The 16,150-nt window shown below is 66.2% G+C and carries 16 protein-coding genes; 7 read left to right on the top strand and 9 right to left on the bottom strand.

The window, feature by feature from the left end; all coding sequences use genetic code 11:
- Positions 1-39: 39 nt before the first annotated feature.
- From tal to pgl, 4 genes are read left to right on the top strand one after another with little or no spacing between them, the layout of a single operon-like run.
- Entirely contained in the window at positions 40-1,158 is a 1,119-nt protein-coding gene (tal, locus tag A5698_RS16090; protein ID WP_068298792.1) for a transaldolase, read from the top strand.
- On the top strand, positions 1,155-2,681 hold the full coding sequence (gene zwf, locus A5698_RS16085) for a glucose-6-phosphate dehydrogenase (RefSeq protein ID WP_068298790.1): 1,527 nt from the start codon (positions 1,155-1,157) through the stop codon (positions 2,679-2,681). The genes tal and zwf overlap by 4 nt, the downstream gene beginning before the upstream one ends.
- 22 nt (positions 2,682-2,703) lie before the next feature.
- Positions 2,704-3,615, top strand: a complete 912-nt coding sequence (gene opcA, locus A5698_RS16080) for a glucose-6-phosphate dehydrogenase assembly protein OpcA (RefSeq protein WP_067085827.1) — start codon at positions 2,704-2,706, stop codon at positions 3,613-3,615.
- Entirely contained in the window at positions 3,612-4,349 is a 738-nt protein-coding gene (gene pgl, locus A5698_RS16075) for a 6-phosphogluconolactonase (protein ID WP_068298786.1), read from the top strand. The genes opcA and pgl overlap by 4 nt, the downstream gene beginning before the upstream one ends.
- Before the next feature lie 3 nt (positions 4,350-4,352).
- Here the strand turns inward: pgl and A5698_RS16070 are convergent, their stop codons facing one another.
- The 3 genes from A5698_RS16070 to A5698_RS16060 form a co-directional block, all read right to left on the bottom strand.
- The gene (locus tag A5698_RS16070; RefSeq protein ID WP_197506797.1) at positions 4,353-4,988 is read right to left on the bottom strand and encodes a maleylpyruvate isomerase family mycothiol-dependent enzyme; all 636 of its coding nucleotides are present in this window, start codon (positions 4,986-4,988) and stop codon (positions 4,353-4,355) included.
- Between the two features lie 30 nt (positions 4,989-5,018).
- On the bottom strand, positions 5,019-5,585 hold the full coding sequence (locus A5698_RS16065; protein WP_068298780.1) for a dihydrofolate reductase family protein: 567 nt from the start codon (positions 5,583-5,585) through the stop codon (positions 5,019-5,021).
- Between the two features lie 62 nt (positions 5,586-5,647).
- Positions 5,648-6,148: a nitroreductase family deazaflavin-dependent oxidoreductase gene (locus tag A5698_RS16060; RefSeq protein ID WP_068298778.1), complete on the bottom strand. Its 501-nt coding sequence runs from the start codon at positions 6,146-6,148 to the stop codon at positions 5,648-5,650.
- A gap of 58 nt (positions 6,149-6,206) precedes the next feature.
- On the opposite strand from A5698_RS16060, the gene A5698_RS16055 reads away from it, so the two are divergent.
- Together A5698_RS16055 and A5698_RS16050 are read left to right on the top strand one after the other, a co-directional pair.
- Positions 6,207-7,640: an HNH endonuclease signature motif containing protein gene (locus tag A5698_RS16055; protein ID WP_068298775.1), complete on the top strand. Its 1,434-nt coding sequence runs from the start codon at positions 6,207-6,209 to the stop codon at positions 7,638-7,640.
- Positions 7,641-7,814: 174 nt separating this feature from the next.
- Positions 7,815-8,186: an ATPase gene (locus tag A5698_RS16050; protein WP_068298835.1), complete on the top strand. Its 372-nt coding sequence runs from the start codon at positions 7,815-7,817 to the stop codon at positions 8,184-8,186.
- Between the two features lie 8 nt (positions 8,187-8,194).
- On the opposite strand, the gene ppc is transcribed toward A5698_RS16050, so the two are convergent.
- Genes ppc through gap form a run of 5 tightly spaced genes read right to left on the bottom strand, consistent with a single transcriptional unit; the run spans position 8,195 to position 14,366 of the window.
- Complete coding sequence (ppc, locus tag A5698_RS16045; RefSeq protein WP_068298772.1) at positions 8,195-10,993, bottom strand: phosphoenolpyruvate carboxylase; 2,799 nt, start codon at positions 10,991-10,993, stop codon at positions 8,195-8,197.
- 51 nt (positions 10,994-11,044) lie between these two features.
- Entirely contained in the window at positions 11,045-11,278 is a 234-nt protein-coding gene (secG, locus tag A5698_RS16040) for a preprotein translocase subunit SecG (RefSeq protein ID WP_019348649.1), read from the bottom strand.
- A gap of 46 nt (positions 11,279-11,324) precedes the next feature.
- A complete protein-coding gene (tpiA, locus tag A5698_RS16035) occupies positions 11,325-12,110 on the bottom strand; it encodes a triose-phosphate isomerase (RefSeq protein WP_068298770.1) in 786 nt (261 codons plus the stop codon).
- Between the two features lie 14 nt (positions 12,111-12,124).
- Positions 12,125-13,339, bottom strand: a complete 1,215-nt coding sequence (locus tag A5698_RS16030) for a phosphoglycerate kinase (RefSeq protein ID WP_068298765.1) — start codon at positions 13,337-13,339, stop codon at positions 12,125-12,127.
- Between the two features lie 4 nt (positions 13,340-13,343).
- Positions 13,344-14,366 (bottom strand): type I glyceraldehyde-3-phosphate dehydrogenase, encoded by a 1,023-nt coding sequence (gap, locus tag A5698_RS16025; RefSeq protein WP_064406061.1) that lies wholly within the window; start codon positions 14,364-14,366, stop codon positions 13,344-13,346.
- Between the two features lie 181 nt (positions 14,367-14,547).
- Between gap and A5698_RS16020 the strand changes: the two genes are divergently transcribed.
- Positions 14,548-14,919, top strand: a complete 372-nt coding sequence (locus A5698_RS16020; protein WP_068298762.1) for a hypothetical protein — start codon at positions 14,548-14,550, stop codon at positions 14,917-14,919.
- Between the two features lie 10 nt (positions 14,920-14,929).
- On the opposite strand, the gene A5698_RS16015 is transcribed toward A5698_RS16020, so the two are convergent.
- Positions 14,930-15,640: an ABC transporter substrate-binding protein gene (locus tag A5698_RS16015; protein WP_068298760.1), complete on the bottom strand. Its 711-nt coding sequence runs from the start codon at positions 15,638-15,640 to the stop codon at positions 14,930-14,932.
- Positions 15,641-16,150 lie beyond the last annotated feature (510 nt).

Raw genomic sequence — 16,150 nt, 5'->3', positions numbered from 1 at the left:
GATCGAAAGGTCTGGAAAGGCATCGGGAAAGGCACAGAAATGGCTCAGAATCCGAATCTCGCAGCGTTATCCGACGCGGGCGTGTCGGTGTGGCTCGACGACCTGTCGCGCGACCGGCTACAGACCGGCAACCTGCAGGAGCTGATCGACACCAGAAGCGTCGTCGGGGTGACCACCAACCCGTCGATCTTCCAGGCCGCGTTGTCGAAGGGCCACGCCTACGACGATCAGGTCAAGGAACTGGCCGAACGGGGTGCCGATGTTGACGCCACCATTCGCACCGTCACCACCGACGACGTCCGCAACGCCTGCGACGTGTTGGCCAAGCAGTACGAGCTCTCCGACGGTGTCGATGGCCGGGTCTCCATCGAGGTCGACCCGCGGCTGGCCCACGACACCGACAAGACCATCCTGCAGGCGATCGAGCTGTGGAAGATCGTCGACCGGCCCAACCTGCTGATCAAGATCCCCGCGACCGAGGCCGGCATCCCCGCAATCGCCTCCGTTCTCGCCGAAGGCATTTCGGTCAACGTCACCTTGATCTTCTCCGTCGAGCGCTACCGCCTCGTGATGGACGCCTACCTGCAGGGTCTGGAGAAGGCCAAGGAGGCCGGCCATGACGTGTCGAAGATCCACTCCGTCGCATCGTTCTTCGTTTCGCGCGTCGACACCGAGATCGACAAGCGGCTGGAGAAGATCGGTTCTGACGAGGCGATGAAGTTGCGGGGCAAGGCAGGTGTGGCCAACGCCCGGCTCGCCTACGCCGCCTACGAAGAGGTGTTCGTCGGCGGAAAGCGCTTCGAGGCGCTCAAGGCCTCCAGCGCCCGCGTCCAGCGTCCGCTGTGGGCGTCGACCGGCGTGAAGAACCCGGACTACTCGGACACCTTGTACGTCACCGAGTTGGTGGCTCCGAACACGGTGAACACCATGCCGGAGAAGACGATCGAGGCCGTGGCCGACCACGGCGTCATCACCGGTGACACGGTCACGGGCACGGCCGAGGAGTCGCAGGCGGTGTTCGATCAGCTCTCGTCGATCGGGATCGATCTGCCCGACGTGTTCCGGCTCCTCGAGGACGAGGGTGTGGAGAAGTTCGAGAAGTCGTGGCTCGAGTTGCTCGAGGCGACGCAGGAACAGCTCAACGCCGCCAAGAAATGACAGACTGGGTGAATCCGCTCCGCGACAAACGCGACAAGCGGATGCCCCGTATCGCGGGGCCGTGCGGGATCGTCATCTTCGGTGTCACCGGTGACCTGTCGCGCAAGAAGCTGATGCCGGCGATCTACGACCTCGCCAACCGAGGTCTGCTGCCTGCGTCGTTCTCGCTGATCGGGTTCGCCCGCAGAGACTGGGCCGACGAGGATTTCGGCCAGGTCGTCTATGAGGCGGTCAAACAGCACGCCCGCACACCGTTTCGCCAGGAGGTGTGGGACCGGCTCGCCGAGGGCTTCCGTTTCGTCCAGGGCACGTTCGACGACGATGCGGCGTTCGCCCGGCTCGCCGAGACGCTCGAGAAGCTCGATGCCGAGCGCGGGACGGGCGGCAATCACGCGTTCTACCTGTCGATTCCGCCGAAGGCCTTCCAGCAGGTGTGCGAGCAGCTGCACAAGTCGGGGCTCGCCAACCCGCAGGAGGGCCGGTGGAGCCGGGTGGTGATCGAGAAGCCGTTCGGTCACGACCTGGCGAGCGCTCGTGAGCTCAACGCCGTCGTCAACAGTGTGTTCCCCGAGGAGTCGGTGTTCCGCATCGACCACTACCTCGGTAAGGAGACCGTCCAGAACATCCTCGCGCTGCGGTTCGCCAACGAGTTGTACGAGCCGATATGGAACAACAACTACGTCGACAGCGTGCAGATCACGATGGCCGAGGACATCGGGCTCGGCGGCCGTGCAGGCTATTACGACGGCGTCGGCGCGGCGCGTGACGTCATCCAGAACCACCTGCTGCAACTGTTGGCGTTGACCGCGATGGAGGAGCCGGTCAGCTTCGGGCCCAAGGAGTTACAGGTCGAGAAGATCAAGGTGTTCTCGGCGACGCAGCCCATGCAGCCGCTGGACCAGACCACCGCTCGCGGGCAGTACGCCGCGGGGTGGCAGGGCAGCGAGAAGGTGGTCGGCCTGCTCGAGGAGGAAGGGTTCTCAAAGGACTCGACGACCGAGACCTACGCGGCCATCACCCTGGAGGTCGACACCCGGCGCTGGGCCGGGGTGCCGTTCTTCCTGCGCACCGGAAAGCGGTTGGGCCGCAGGGTGACCGAGATCGCACTGATCTTCAAGCGGGCGCCGCACCTGCCGTTCGACAAGACGATGACCGAGGAACTCGGCCAGAACGCTCTGGTGATCCGGGTGCAGCCCGACGAGGGCATCACCACCCGGTTCGGATCGAAGGTTCCCGGAAGCGCGATGGAGGTCCGCGACGTGAACATGGACTTCTCCTACGGTTCGGCGTTCGCCGAGGACTCCCCCGAGGCCTACGAGCGGCTGATCCTCGATGTGCTGCTCGGCGAGCCGTCGCTGTTTCCGGTGAACCGCGAAGTCGAATTGTCCTGGGAGATCCTCGATCCCGTGCTCGACCACTGGGCGGCCGGCGGGAAGCCCGAGGCATACGAGGCAGGGACCTGGGGTCCGACGTCCGCCGATGAGATGTTGCATCGCATGGGCCGGGAATGGAGGCGGCCGTGACGAGCGCTAGGAGGCACCACCTGTGATCGTCGATCTGCCGGATACCACCACCAACGACATCAACAAGAAGATCACCGGCCTGCGCGAAGAGGGCGGCGCGATCACGTTGAGCCGGGTGCTCACGCTCGTCATCTCCCTGCACAGCGATGAACTGCTGGAGGATTCGATCGAGGCGGCGAATTTCGCCAGCCGCGAGCACCCCTGCCGGGTGATCGTCGTCGTGCCCGGCGATCGCGATGCGGCCAAGGCCCGACTCGATGCGCAACTGCGAGTCGGCGGGGACGCGGGGGCGGGAGAAGTCGTCTCGCTACGCCTGCACGGGGAACTCGCCGACCACGCCAACAGCGTGGTGCTGCCGTTCCTACTGCCCGATACCCCGGTGGTGGCGTGGTGGCCCGCAGGCGGGCCCCCTGTCCCGGCGAAGGATCCCCTGGGGCGGTTGGCCATTCGACGGATCACCAACGCCACGCAGTGCCCGGATCCGCTGGCGGCCATCAAGAGCCGACTCGAGGGTTATACCGCGGGCGACACCGACCTCTGCTGGGCACGGATCACGTACTGGCGGGCGCTGCTGGCGGCGGCCGTCGATCAGGCCCCGCACGAACCGATCACGTCGGCGGTGGTGTCCGGCCTGCGCGACGAACCGTCGCTCGACGTTCTGGCCGGATGGCTCGCAGCCAGGATCGATGCGCCCGTGCAACGAGTGGTGGGCGATCTGAAGGTCGAGCTCATGCGAAAGAGCGAGACCATCACGCTGACACGGCCCCAGACCGGTGTCACCGCGACTCTGAGCCGCACGAGCAAGCCGGAGGCTCGGCTTCCGTTGGCGCGCAGGGAGGCCAAGGAATGTCTGGCCGAGGATCTGCGCAGGCTCGACGCCGACGAGATCTATTACGAAGCTCTCCAAGGCATCGAGAAGGTGCAGTACGCATGAGCGCGACCGTCGAGCGGTATCCGGACACCGCGGCGCTGGTTGCGGCCGCGGGTGATCGCCTGGTCGCGGCCATCGTGGAGGCGATCGGTGAGCGGGGGTCGGCGCAGATCGTCCTGACCGGCGGCGGCAGCGGTACCGGGTTGCTCAAACGGGTTGCCGAGAGCAGCGCGCGGATCGACTGGTCCAAGGTCCATTTGTATTGGGGCGACGACCGTTTCGTGCCCGAGGATGACGACGAGCGCAACTACAAGCAGGCCCGCGAGGCGCTGCTGGACCACATCGACATCCCGGCGGACAACGTGCATCCGATGGCCGCCAGCGGTGCGGAGTTCGGCGACGACCTCGATGCCGCCGCTGCGGACTACGAGCGTGTGTTGGCCGCGAACGCCGACACCGGTGAACCCGCACCGGACTTCGACGTGCATCTCCTGGGCATGGGCGGTGAGGGACACATCAACTCGCTTTTCCCCCACACTCCCGCCGTGCGCGAAACCGAACGCCTGGTCGTCGGTGTCGAGGACTCCCCCAAGCCACCTCCTCGCCGAATCACGTTGACACTGCCTGCGGTTCGACGCTCGCGGGAGGTGTGGTTCATCGTGTCCGGAGACGCGAAGGCCGACGCGGTGGCGGCGGCCATCGGAGGAGCCGATGCTGATGACGTGCCGGCTGCGGGCGCCGTGGGCCGCGAAGCGACCGTGTGGCTGCTCGACGAGGCTGCGGCAAGCAAGCTCTGAAGCTCAGGCCCCGATCCGCTGCCGAAGAGTCGGTAGCCCCGGGCCGTCGAGCGTCGACAAGAGTGGTCTGCGACCGAGGACGCTCATCAGCAATGAGGCGGCCGGACCGCGGACTTCATCGCCTCGGCCCCACGACTGTTCGATGTCGGTGGCGTGCAGGCGCAGACCCTTGAGCCGGCTGCGAGGGAGGAAGCCGTACGCCTTCGGCCCCGTCAGGAACTCGAGCGCCGGCGCGATGCGTTCGGGGGCCGGTTCGTAGGCGACGCCGAGGGGGATCTTGATGTCGCCGTCGTGCGCAAGGATGTCGGTGAGCCCGGACATGGGACCCGTCACCGGCGGACTGAGGCGATGGTGTGCGCGCCTGCGGAGGGTGTCGGCGATCTCGGCGGCCGGCTGTTGGGCTCGGCGGCGCGCCAACTCGTCGATGGCCCGGCTGATGCCGCCGCGGCGAAGCGCGGTGAGTTGAAACGTCCAGAACCCGTCGGCGAACACGCTCACGATGTGGGCTGCGACCGTCTTGACGCTCCATCCCTCACAGAGGCTGGGAGTCGCCAGCTGTGCGTCGTCGAGGCCGTCGATGAGAGCCGCGATCTGCAGTCGCTCGTCGGCCACCGCCTCGAATACGAATTCGCGGTCCACGGGCATGTCGTCCTCCCTGAGTGCGTCCGATCAGTCGTGTTTCGCCTCGTATCGCAGCAGTACCGTGCCACCGGGGAAGGTGCGATTCTCCAACAGCCGCAGCGTGATCCACGACGGCAGGCTCGGGAAGAACCGAGTGCCACCTCCCACCAGGGTGGGCGCGACGACGATCCGGTACTCGTCCACGAGTCCAGCCTGCACGACGGGTGCGGCCAGCGTCGCACCGGCCACCTCCAGGCTGCCGTCGGTCTCGGCCTTCAGCTTCCTGACCACCTCGACGGGGTCCCCGCGTTCCAGGCGGGAGTTCCAGTCGACGAACTTCAGGGTCCGCGAGAACACGACCTTGGGCATGTCGCGCCAGACGCGCGCGTAGTCGACGGTCACCGGATCGGCGTCCGGAGCTTCGTCCGCGGTCGGCCAGTACGCCGCCATCAGCTCGTACAGTCGCCGACCGTAGAACGACAGCGCGGTCTCGCGCTCGAAGTCGTTCCAGTACTGGTGCAGTTCTTGGCTCGGCTCGGACCAGTCGATGCTGCCTTGTGCGTCGGCGATGTAGCCGTCGACGGACACATTGAAGCCATAGATGAGTTTGCCCACGCGGATCAGACTGCACCCGCGAGAGAAACTCATCGCGACGCCACGCGAGGATCCGACGATCCTCAGTGCCGTTCTAAGACGAACGCCTCGATCCGCCGCTCACCGGCCCAGACTTCTTCCTTGCGCAGAGCCGGATACATGTTCACGCCCCATGCCCAGATGCTCTCTCGCTCCTCCGGTGTGGCGAGCCTGGCGGTGGCATCCCAGGTGTCGCCCGCAATCGTGATCCTCGCCTGCGGGTATGCCCTCAGGTTGTAGTACCAGCCTGGGTGTCTGCTGCCGCCGTAATTGGTCGCGACCACCGCCACGCCGTCGGGGTGCGGAATTCCCAAAAGTGCTACCGTCCGCGGCTTTCCAGATTTGGCGCCGGTGGTGGTGAGGATGACTGTGGGAAGCCCGGCCGCGATTCCGGCGAAGCTGTATCGCCCTCCGCTGATCTTGTTGACCAACAGATCGAGGCGGTGTGCCGTCGGACGAAAGACCACACGGCCGGCCTTCGTTCCGGCAACGCGGCGCAACACCCGATGGAACGGACTTGCGTCGTCGAAGGAGCCAACAGCCATACCGGAATTCTTCCGCCAGCACCGCGACGTGTCAGTGCGTCCGAGTAATATCGCACACATGTTCGAGAGCTGTGATGACGCGGCGGTGGTCGGGACCATCACCGCGGCGTCGCGCGAGCAGAGCGCAGCCTGCGGCCGCGAACTCATGGCCATCGGCGAGCTCTACGCCCGTCGTGCCCCCGAGGACGATCGCGAACGGCTGAACTGGGCCATCGACGGCCACGCGAACGTGGTGGCCGAGGTTGCGGCGGCGTTGAACATCAGTCGGGGCCGCGCGGCGGGCCGCCTTCGCTACGCGATCGACCTGCGCGAGCGCTTGCCCAAGGTCGCTGAGGTTTTCGCTAACGGGCAGATCGACTTCAGGATGATGGCCGCGCTGGTCAGCCGCAGCTCCAATGTCGAGGAGGACGACTGCCTTGCCCGCCTCGACGCGGCGTTCGCGAAATGGGCACCGAAGTGGATGAAGTTGTCCGGCCCCAAACTTCACGAACGCATCGACATGTGGGTGGAGAAGTTCGATCCGGCGGGTGTGCGCGAACCCAAGCCTGAGAGCGATGGTCGGTACGTGCACGTCGGACCGATGGGCAAGGGGATGGTCGGGGTGTGGGCGCGGCTCACCTTCGAGGAGGGTGTCGCGTTCGATACCCGCGTCGACCAGGTCGTGGCCACCGTCTGCGAAGACGACCCGCGCACCCAGGATCAGCGGCGTGTCGACGCGATGATGGCGATGTCCGAAGGCCGGATGTATCTCGTGTGCGGTTGCGGCGCCGAGAATTGCCAAAGCGGTGCCAGCGCTGAGCCGTCCACCCAGATCGTCATCAACGTGCTCGCCGAGCAGGCAACGATCGAAGGCCGGTCGAACAACCCGGGCTTTCTGCCGGGCTACGGTGCGGTGCCGGCGGCGATGCTGCGCGAACAGCTGACGACAGCCAAGTTGCGTCCGGTCACGCTTCCCGAACCCTGCGCCGAGGCTGGGTACCGGCCGTCGGCGGCGCTGGCCCGCTTCATCCGGTGGCGCGACCTGACGTGCCGGTTCCCGGGGTGCGACGTCCCCGCTGAGCAATGCCAGATCGACCACACGATCCCCTGGCCGATAGGACCGACTCACCCGTCAAACCTCAAGCTGCTGTGCGTGTTTCATCATCTGCTGAAGACGTTCTGGATCGGCGAGGGCGGCTGGAGCGACCAGCAGTTGCCCGACGGAACGGTGATCTGGCGAGCGCCGAGTGGGCGGACGTACACCACGACACCGGCCGGTGCGGAGTTCTTCCAGCAGCTGGCGGTGCCTACCGGCCAGGTCGAGATCACGCAGTCGAACCCACCGGCTTCCGGACACCGCGGAGCGATGATGCCGCTGCGTCGTCACAGCCGGGCCGAGGACAGGGCCTACCGCATCGCGCTCGAGCGGCAACACAATGCCGCGCGGATCGCCCGAAAACAACTACTCCTCTCTGAGCGCATCGCCAGGGACGACGAACCGCCGCCCTTCTGACAAATCGTCGGTGCCATCACGGAAACCCGCCTCGTAGTCCACCGAGGTAGATCGGACCGTGACGTTGCGTGGGTCCATCACGCATTGCCGAGACGTGGACGCTCTATGGCTCATATCTGTTCAGACGACGGGTTCCGCCCGGCGGTTCCACCGACTGCGGTCATAATGGCCGTCATGGCAGACAAGGGTGGTCGGCCGGTGCGCACCGGACCCGAACGGATCAGGAAGCTCGCACAGGCGGCGCTGAACGCCGACGTCACAGTCGAGCAGGTCGACACCATCCTGGAGGGGCTGAGCGAGACGCTCGAGGACCTCAACAGCTCGACGGCCAACCTCGATGCCACCCTGGAGCGCTTCAACGAGACGATCAACCAAATCAACGAGTTGGCGCCACGCCTCAACGGCGTCGTCGACCGCATGGAAGGCATCGTCAGTCGCGTCGAGCGGATCGTCGGTCTTGGCGAGTCCGTGATCTCTCCACTGGCCGCGACCGAACAGGTGGTGCGCGGCGCGGTGAACAGGGTGCGCCGGTCCGCCGGCCTCTGATCGCCGGTCTAGCCGCTGTTGCGCAGCGCGGTCGCCAAACCGCTCATCGTCAACAGAATCCCCCGCTGCACAAGTTCGTCGTCATCCCCGGATCGATAGCGACGCAACAACTCAACCTGTAGGTGGTTTAGCGGTTCGAGATACGGGAAACGATTGAACACCGAACGCGCCAGCGCCGGGTTGTCCGCCAGCAGATCGTCCTGACCGGTGATCAGCTTGTGCATCCGGATCGTCCGGTCGTGTTCGTCAACGATCTTGTCGAACACCCGCCGCCGCAGCTCCTCGTCGTCGACCAGTTCGGAATACCGCGCCGCCAGTCCGAGATCGGATTTCGCCAGCACCTGCGCCATGTTCGACAGCACGGTGCGGAAGAACGGCCACCGCCGGTACAGGTCCCGCAAGACCTCGACGCGCTCCTCCTCCGACTCGGGCCCCTCGGCGATCCACTCCTCGAAGGCCTTCCCGGTGCCGTACCACCCGGGTAGCATCACCCGCGACTGGCTCCACGCCAACACCCACGGGATCGCTCGCAGGTCCGCGATCGACGTCGTCGGCTTGCGCGACGACGGCCGGCTCCCGATGTTCAGTGCGCCGATCTCACTCACCGGCGTCGACGCCTTGAAATAGTCGACGAAACCCGGTGTCTCGTGCACCAATTCGGCGTACGCCCGCTGCGCTCGCGCAGCCAGGTCGTCGAGCACCTCATACGCCGGGCCCGCTTCGTCGCCGAGTCCCTCGACATCGAGCAGTGTGGCCTCCAACGTGGCGGCCAGGAGGGTCTCGAGGTTGCGAGACGCCACCTGCGGCTCCGCGTATTTCGCCGCGATCACCTCGCCCTGCTCGGTGAGCCGCAGCGACCCGTTCACCGCGCCGGGCGGCTGGGCCAGGATGGCGTCATAGCTGGGACCGCCGCCCCGACCCACGGTGCCACCGCGACCGTGGAAGAGCCGCAACCGGATTCCGGTCTTGCGCGCCGACTCCACCAGGTCGAGTTCGGCCCGGTACAGCGCCCAGTTGGCCGCCAGGTACCCGCCATCCTTGTTCGAGTCGGAGTAGCCGAGCATCACCTCTTGGCTCTCGCTGCGCGCCGAGACGATCGAGCGGTACACCGGAAGGTCCAGCGCCGCTTCGAGGATCGAGGAGCCGCGCTGCAGATCGTCGATGGTCTCGAACAGCGGCACGATGCCCACCGGGGCGTACGGCTTCTCCCCCGACACATCGAGCAGCCCGGCCTCCTTGAGCAGGATCGCCGCCTCCAGCATGTCCGACACCGACTCGCACATCGAGATGATGTAGTTCGGCACCGCCCGCGCACCGAGGACCCGCACCGCCCGCGCCGCCGCCGCGACGATGTCGAGTTCCTTGCGGGCCAGTTCGGACAGCTCCGCACCGTCCTTGACCAGCGGCCTACGGGTCGACAGCTCGCCGGCCAGCAGCTCGACGCGGTCGGCTTCCGTCAGCGAGCCGTAGTCGGGGTGCACGCCCGCCCAGGCCAGGAGCTCGGCGATGACTTCCTCGTGAACCTCGGAGTTCTGCCGCATGTCGAGACCGCAGAGGTGAAATCCGAAGGTGCGCACGGCCTCCCGCAGTCGGGCCACGCGATCGTCGGCCAGCACCGCGCTGCCGTTGGTCCGCAACGATTCGTCGACCACGTCCAGATCGGAAAGCAACTCCGCGGGCGACTCGTAGCGCTCGAGCCCTAGATCGAGTTCGTGCTCGGGCTGCTCGTCGAGGATTTCCTTCGCCGTCGACGTCAGCCGGGAGTGGATCACCCGCAACGCTCGGCGATACGGCTCGTCGGCCCGCGCGGGTTCCTCGCAACGCGCGGCCAACGCTTCGAGCCCCTCGCTGATCCGGACCAGCCGCGCCGACATCGACAGCTCCTCTTCCAGCGCTGTGATCTCGGCGAAGTAGTGGTCGAACGCCGTATAGGCCGCCCGGCCGGTCGCGAGCCGGACGACCTCGGCGGTGACGTTGGGGTTGCCATCCCGATCCCCGCCGATCCACGACCCGGGCCGCACGATCGGTTCGTCCAGCAGCCCGACGTCGGGCCAACGAGATTGCAACTCGGTGCGCACATCGGCGTTCACCCGAGGAATGACCTCGAAGAACGCGGCCGGGTAATACCGCAGGCCCGTTTCGATCTCGTCCTGAATCTTTAACCGCGACAACCGAACCAGTGCCGTCTGCCACATCGTCAGGATGTGGCGGCGCAGCTCGCTCTCGATGTCTCGGCCGTCGGCCTGCTCATGCCCGTGTAGCCGCAGCCGCATCAGCTCGGTGATGCGGTGCTGCGTGTCGAAGATCGTGCGTCGCCTGGTCTCGGTCGGGTGCGCGGTGATCACCGGCGACACCATCGCACCGGTGAGGGCCTCGGCAACAGTATCGGCGTCGAGGTCGACCGCGTCGAGCTTAGCGTAGGTCGCAGCGAGGGTGCTGTTTTGCGGCGGCTCCCCTGCTGCGACATGGATGGCGCGGCGCCGCTCCCGGTGGATGTCCTCGGCGACGTTCGCGAGCAGCGCGAAATGGGTGAACGCGCGGATCACCGGGATCGCCTGGCGGACCTCAATCCCGTCAAACATGTCCGCCAGCTCCGCGCGGTCGATTTCCGAGCGGCGCACCCGGAACGATTCGACGCGGGCGCGCTCGACCAGATCGAAGACCTCGTCACCGTTCTGTTCACGGACGGTGTCGCCGAGGATGGTGCCGAGGAGTCGGATGTCCTCACGCATCGGCTCGGTGGCGTCGCGACCGACCTTGGTCCGCCTGACCGCGCCTATCGGTTCGAGTCCGGCGACTTCAGCCATGAGTCAAGTATCGACGGCTCCGGGCCGGGCCGCACAGCGAGGTGCGCAGAATCAGCTGTACTTGATCAGAAGTGCGACGCCGACGATCGAGACGAGCCAGATGCCGGTCACGAACAGCGTCAACCGGTCGAGGTTCTTCTCCACGACCGTCGAGCCCGACAGGCTGGACTGAACGCCGCCGCCGAACAGCGTGGACAGGCCGCCGCCCTTGGCGCGATGCAGCAGCACCAGGAGCACAACCAAGACACTGGTCACTACCAGGGTGATCTGCAGGGCCAATTCCATGGGCGCAAGACTACCTAATCGACGACGACGCTCACTAATCGGCGCGCTACGGCAGGGGCCCGCCGGCCGCGATGGCCGACAGCGTGGCGAACTGCTCGCCGTCGAGCGACGCGCCGCCGACCAGGGCTCCGTCGATGTCCTCCTGCGCCACGATGTCGCCGACGTTCTTGGCGTTGACCGACCCGCCGTACAGCACCCGAACCCCGGCAGCCACCTGCGGCGACGCCAGCTTGCCCAGCTCGTCGCGGATCGCCTTGCAGACCTCCTGGGCGTCGGCCGCGCTGGCCACCCGGCCGGTGCCGATGGCCCACACCGGCTCGTAGGCGATCACGGCCTGCCCGATCTGCTCGGCCGTCAGGCCCGCCAGCGACCCCCGCAGCGACTCCACGTTGTGCTCGACGTGGTTACCCGCCTCACGGACCTCGAGTTGCTCACCGATGCAGATGATCGGCACCAGCCCGTGCCGGAAGGCGGCCGCCGCCTTGGCGGCCACGATCGCGTCGTCCTCGTGGTGGTAGGTGCGTCGTTCGGAGTGTCCGACGACGACGAAGGTGCATCCCAGCTTGGCCAGGAACGCGCCGCTGATGTCGCCGGTGTAAGCGCCCGAATCGTGCTGTGAGAGATCCTGCGCGCCGTACGTCAGCAGCAGCTTGTCGCCGTCGACGAGGGTCTGGACGCTGCGCAGATCGGTGAACGGCGGGATCACCGTCACGTCGACCTTGTCGAAGTACTTCGCCGGCAGGGCGAATGCGATCTTCTGTACCAGCGCGATCGCCTCGAAGTGGTTGAGGTTCATCTTCCAGTTGCCGGCGATCAGCGGCTTACGGCTCACGATTCGAGTACCTCTCACTCTTCCAAAACAGCGATACCGGGCAGTTTCTTGCCTTCAAGGTATTCCAGCGAGGCCCCGCCCCCGGTCGAAATGTGGGAGAAGCCCTCTTCGTCCAGTCCGAGCTGCCGGACCGCGGCCGCGGAATCGCCTCCGCCGACGACGCTGAAGGCGCCCTTGCCGGTCGCGGTAATGATCGCCTCGGCGACGCCCTTGGTGCCCGCTGCGAACGCCGGGAATTCGAACACGCCCATCGGGCCGTTCCAGAACACGGTCTTGGCGTTGGACAGCAGCGTGGTGAAGCGCTTTACCGAACCCGGGCCGATGTCGAGACCCATCTTGTCCTCGGGAATCTTGTCGGCGGCGACGACGTCGGCCGTCGCGTCCGCGGCGAACTTGTCGGCCACCACGATGTCGACCGGGACGTGGATCACGTCGGCGTAGGTGTCGAGCAGCTTGCGGCAGGTCTCGATCATGCCCTCTTCCAGCAGCGAGGTACCGACCGAAACACCCTGTGAGGCAAGGAATGTGAAGCACATGCCGCCGCCGATGATCAGGCTGTCCGCCTTTTCCGCCAACGACTCGATGACCGCCAGCTTGTCGGAGACCTTCGACCCGCCGAGCACCACCGCGTAAGGCTTGTCGGTCGAGGTGGTCAGCTGCTCGAGCACCTTCACCTCGGCGGCCACCAGCGTGCCCGCATAGTGCGGGAGCAGGGTCGCGACGTCGTACACCGACGCCTGCTTGCGGTGCACCACGCCGAAACCGTCGGAGACGAAAGCTCCGTCGTCGCCGACGAGTTCGACGAGCTGCTTGGCCAGCGCCAGGCGTTCGGCGTCGTCCTCGCTGGTCTCGCGGGCATCGAAGCGGATGTTCTCGAGCAGCAGGATGTCGCCGTCGGTCAGTCCTTCGGCACGGGCGAGCGCGTCGGTGCCGACGACGTCACCGGCCAGCTGAACGTGGCGACCGAGCTGCTCCCCCAACGCCTTCGCGACCGGAGCCAGCGACAGCTTCGGATCGGGCTCACCCTTGGGCCGGCCCAGGTGCGCGGTGACGATCACCTTGGCACCCGCGTCGGAAAGCGCCTTCAGCGTGGGCACCGACGCGGTGATACGACCCGGGTCGGTGATGTTGCCGTCGTCGTCGAGCGGGACGTTCAGATCCGAGCGGACCAGCACGCCGCGATCCGAAACACCTTCGCCGAGAAGGTCTTCCAGAGTCTTGATGCCCACGGCGTCAGAGCGACTTGCCGACAAGCGCGACCAGGTCGACCAGCCGGTTGGAGTAACCCCACTCGTTGTCGTACCAGGACACGGTCTTGGCCTGGTTGTCGATCACCTTGGTCAGGCCGGCATCGAAGATCGAGCTGTGCGGATCGGTGACGATGTCGCTGGAGACGATGGGTGCGTCGTAGTACTTGAGAATGCCCTTGAGCGGACCGTCCGCAGCCGCCTTGAACGCCGCGTTGATCTCATCGGCCGTGGCCGACTTCGACAGCTCGGCGGTCAGGTCGGTGCACGAACCCGTGGGGATCGGCACGCGCAGCGCGTAGCCGTCGAGCTTGCCCTTGAGTTCGGGGAGCACCAAGCCGATCGCCTTGGCGGCGCCGGTGGAGGTCGGGACGATGTTCAGGGCGGCGGCGCGAGCGCGGCGCAGGTCCTTGTGCGGACCGTCCTGCAGGTTCTGGTCCTGGGTGTAGGCGTGGACCGTCGTCATCAAGCCCTTGACGATGCCGAACTCGTCGTTGAGCACCTTGGCCAGCGGGCCGAGGCAGTTCGTGGTGCACGAGGCGTTGGAGATGATGTTCTGGCTGCCGTCGTACTTGTCGTCGTTGACGCCGAGAACGATCGTGATGTCCTCATCGGTGGCGGGCGCGGAGATGATGACCTTCTTGGCGCCGGCGTCCAGGTGGCCCTGCGCCTTGTCGCGCTTGGTGAAGATGCCGGTCGACTCGACGACCACGTCGACCCCGAGATCGCCCCAGGGCAGGGCCGACGGGCCTTCCTTGACCTCGAGCGCCTTGATCTTCTGATCGCCGATGACGATGGTGTCGTCGCCCTCGAGGCTGATCTCGGCGGGGAACCGGCCGAGGATCGAGTCGAATTTCAGCAGGTGCGCCAAGCTGGCGTTGTCGGTGAGGTCGTTGACGGCAACGATCTCGATGTCGGTGCTCTTGCCCTCGGCCTTCTGCGCGGCGAGCGCCCGGTAGAAGTTGCGCCCGATGCGGCCGAAGCCGTTAACGCCAACCCGGATGGTCACTGGTCTCTCCCTTAGTTGCCTCAGCGTGTAGTGCTCGACCGCCAGCCTAGTGGTGTGATAGCGGCCACGTGCCACTTGGTCAGCCATGATCAGCGGGCGCTCGGTACCGGGGACCTCTGCGGGGTGCATTTGTGACCTTCGTCCCTGCCCGCTGGGCACGCGACACTCGGATATTTTCTCTATGACGGTCGATGACCAGCGCTCTCTCGGCGACGACGCTAAAGCGGCAGCCGCCAAACGCGCGGCGGAACTTCGCGACCTCAACGCCCGATTGGCGGTGGGCCGGCGAGTCGACGCGGCCGACGTGGAACACGCCACCTTGCGCGCCCACGAAGCCCACGCCCGCGCACGCATGGCGCATCTCGCCGCTGCCGAGCGTCACCGACTCGCGGCTGAGGCCCATGAGCGTGCCGCCCAAGTGCACCGACGTGCTGCAGCGAAGGGGATCGGCGACGTCGCCACCCATCTGAAGGCCGTCGCGATCCATGAAGCCGCCCGCGACGCTGACTATGAGGGCGCCGAGGTGGCCATGCGAATGGCACGCGGGGAGTAGACGCCGACGGTCACAGCACCGCGAGGTTCTGGTCTGCGTATGGGTTGCCGAGCCATTTCCGACGAATTCGCTGGAGGGTCCCGTCGGCCTCCAGTTCGGCCTGCGCGACGGTGAGCCGCCCGAGCAGCGCCTGATCCCCGAGCGAAACCGCGATGGCGATGTCCTCGACGGTGATGCCGCGCTGGACCACCTCGACACCTGGAATCGATCTCGCCAGCTCGGTCAGCACCGGCGCGAGCTTCATCACGGCGTCGCAGTCACCGCTGGACAGGTCGGTCAACGCGTCGCGAATCGAGCCGTAGTCATAGAGGCGGACGGTGCTCGCCTTGCCCTCCGCGACAAGCCGCTCGGCGATCCGCTGGCTGGTGCTGCCCCGCTGCACGCCGATGGTCTGGCCCTCCAGGTCGTCGACGGAGGTGACGCCCGGCAGCCGACGAGTGTCGACGGCCAGCGACTGACCGGAGATGAGGTACGGCGGCAGGAACGTCGCCTTCTGCTCGCGCTCGGGCGTGACGGTGGTCCCGGCGGCGACGCAGTCGTATCCCGATCCCAGCGCATCGAAGATGCCGTCGAAGTCGGCGCCCTCATAGGACACGAATTCGACTGTCGCGCCGACCTTGTCGCCGAGCGCTCGCATCAGGTCGATGTCGAGGCCACCGTCGTCGGGCATCCCGTTGAAGGGCGGGTCGGGCTTGGCCACGCCGACTTTCAGTGTCTCCATGAAACTCATTCTCCCCGACTGCAGCGCTCGAAGAACCCGCTAGAGCCAAACCGTGAATCAAGCCACGCCGATTACACCTTGACGGCCCGAACCCAGGTGTTATTGGTCGATGTGGTCGTAGGCGTAGGTCGCAATTGACGCAACGGTCATGGCGGCGCCCTTCCGAGCCAGATACTCGTACTCATCTGCCCGAGGACTTCGCGCATGTGCGCAGTCCCGAGGCTGGACTTGAGATACGTTGAGCGGCCGGGGCAGTCACGAAGCATGCAGAGTCCGAGCTCGACTCGACCGCCGAGTCTCGTCAGCGACGTCGGCGTCATCGGCGGCACGGCTGAGCACCGTCCCGAAGTAATCGTTGTCGCGAAGTTCGGCTTCACCGGGCGGGATGCCCATCGATTTGCAGCTTCTATGGCGGCTCCTGGCGAGGCGAATGCCGCATACACCGTCGCCAGTGTGCTTGAACAGGAGGCCATCATGGTCTCGATCGCCGATCGCAACACCTTGCCGTGC

The sequence above is a fragment of the Mycobacterium sp. E136 genome, from assembly GCF_001666865.1.
In the GTDB taxonomy this organism is placed as follows: Bacteria; Actinomycetota; Actinomycetes; order Mycobacteriales; family Mycobacteriaceae; genus Mycobacterium.
The sequence above is the reverse complement of the archived record's forward strand: the minus strand, read 5'-3'. Positions and strand labels throughout refer to the sequence as shown.

What these genes read in the sequence shown, in the direction of transcription:
- tal (WP_068298792.1), top strand. Translation starts at nt 40, where the DNA reads ATGGCTCAGAATCCGAATCTCGCAGCGTTATCCGACGCGGGCGTGTCG.
- zwf (WP_068298790.1), top strand. Translation starts at nt 1,155, where the DNA reads ATGACAGACTGGGTGAATCCGCTCCGCGACAAACGCGACAAGCGGATG.
- pgl (WP_068298786.1), top strand. Translation starts at nt 3,612, where the DNA reads ATGAGCGCGACCGTCGAGCGGTATCCGGACACCGCGGCGCTGGTTGCG.
- A5698_RS16060 (WP_068298778.1), bottom strand. Translation starts at nt 6,148, where the DNA reads ATGGCTGTTGGCTCCTTCGACGACGCAAGTCCGTTCCATCGGGTGTTG.
- A5698_RS16055 (WP_068298775.1), top strand. Translation starts at nt 6,207, where the DNA reads ATGTTCGAGAGCTGTGATGACGCGGCGGTGGTCGGGACCATCACCGCG.
- A5698_RS16050 (WP_068298835.1), top strand. Translation starts at nt 7,815, where the DNA reads ATGGCAGACAAGGGTGGTCGGCCGGTGCGCACCGGACCCGAACGGATC.
- ppc (WP_068298772.1), bottom strand. Translation starts at nt 10,993, where the DNA reads ATGGCTGAAGTCGCCGGACTCGAACCGATAGGCGCGGTCAGGCGGACC.
- secG (WP_019348649.1), bottom strand. Translation starts at nt 11,278, where the DNA reads ATGGAATTGGCCCTGCAGATCACCCTGGTAGTGACCAGTGTCTTGGTT.
- A5698_RS16020 (WP_068298762.1), top strand. Translation starts at nt 14,548, where the DNA reads ATGACGGTCGATGACCAGCGCTCTCTCGGCGACGACGCTAAAGCGGCA.
- A5698_RS16015 (WP_068298760.1), bottom strand. Translation starts at nt 15,640, where the DNA reads ATGGAGACACTGAAAGTCGGCGTGGCCAAGCCCGACCCGCCCTTCAAC.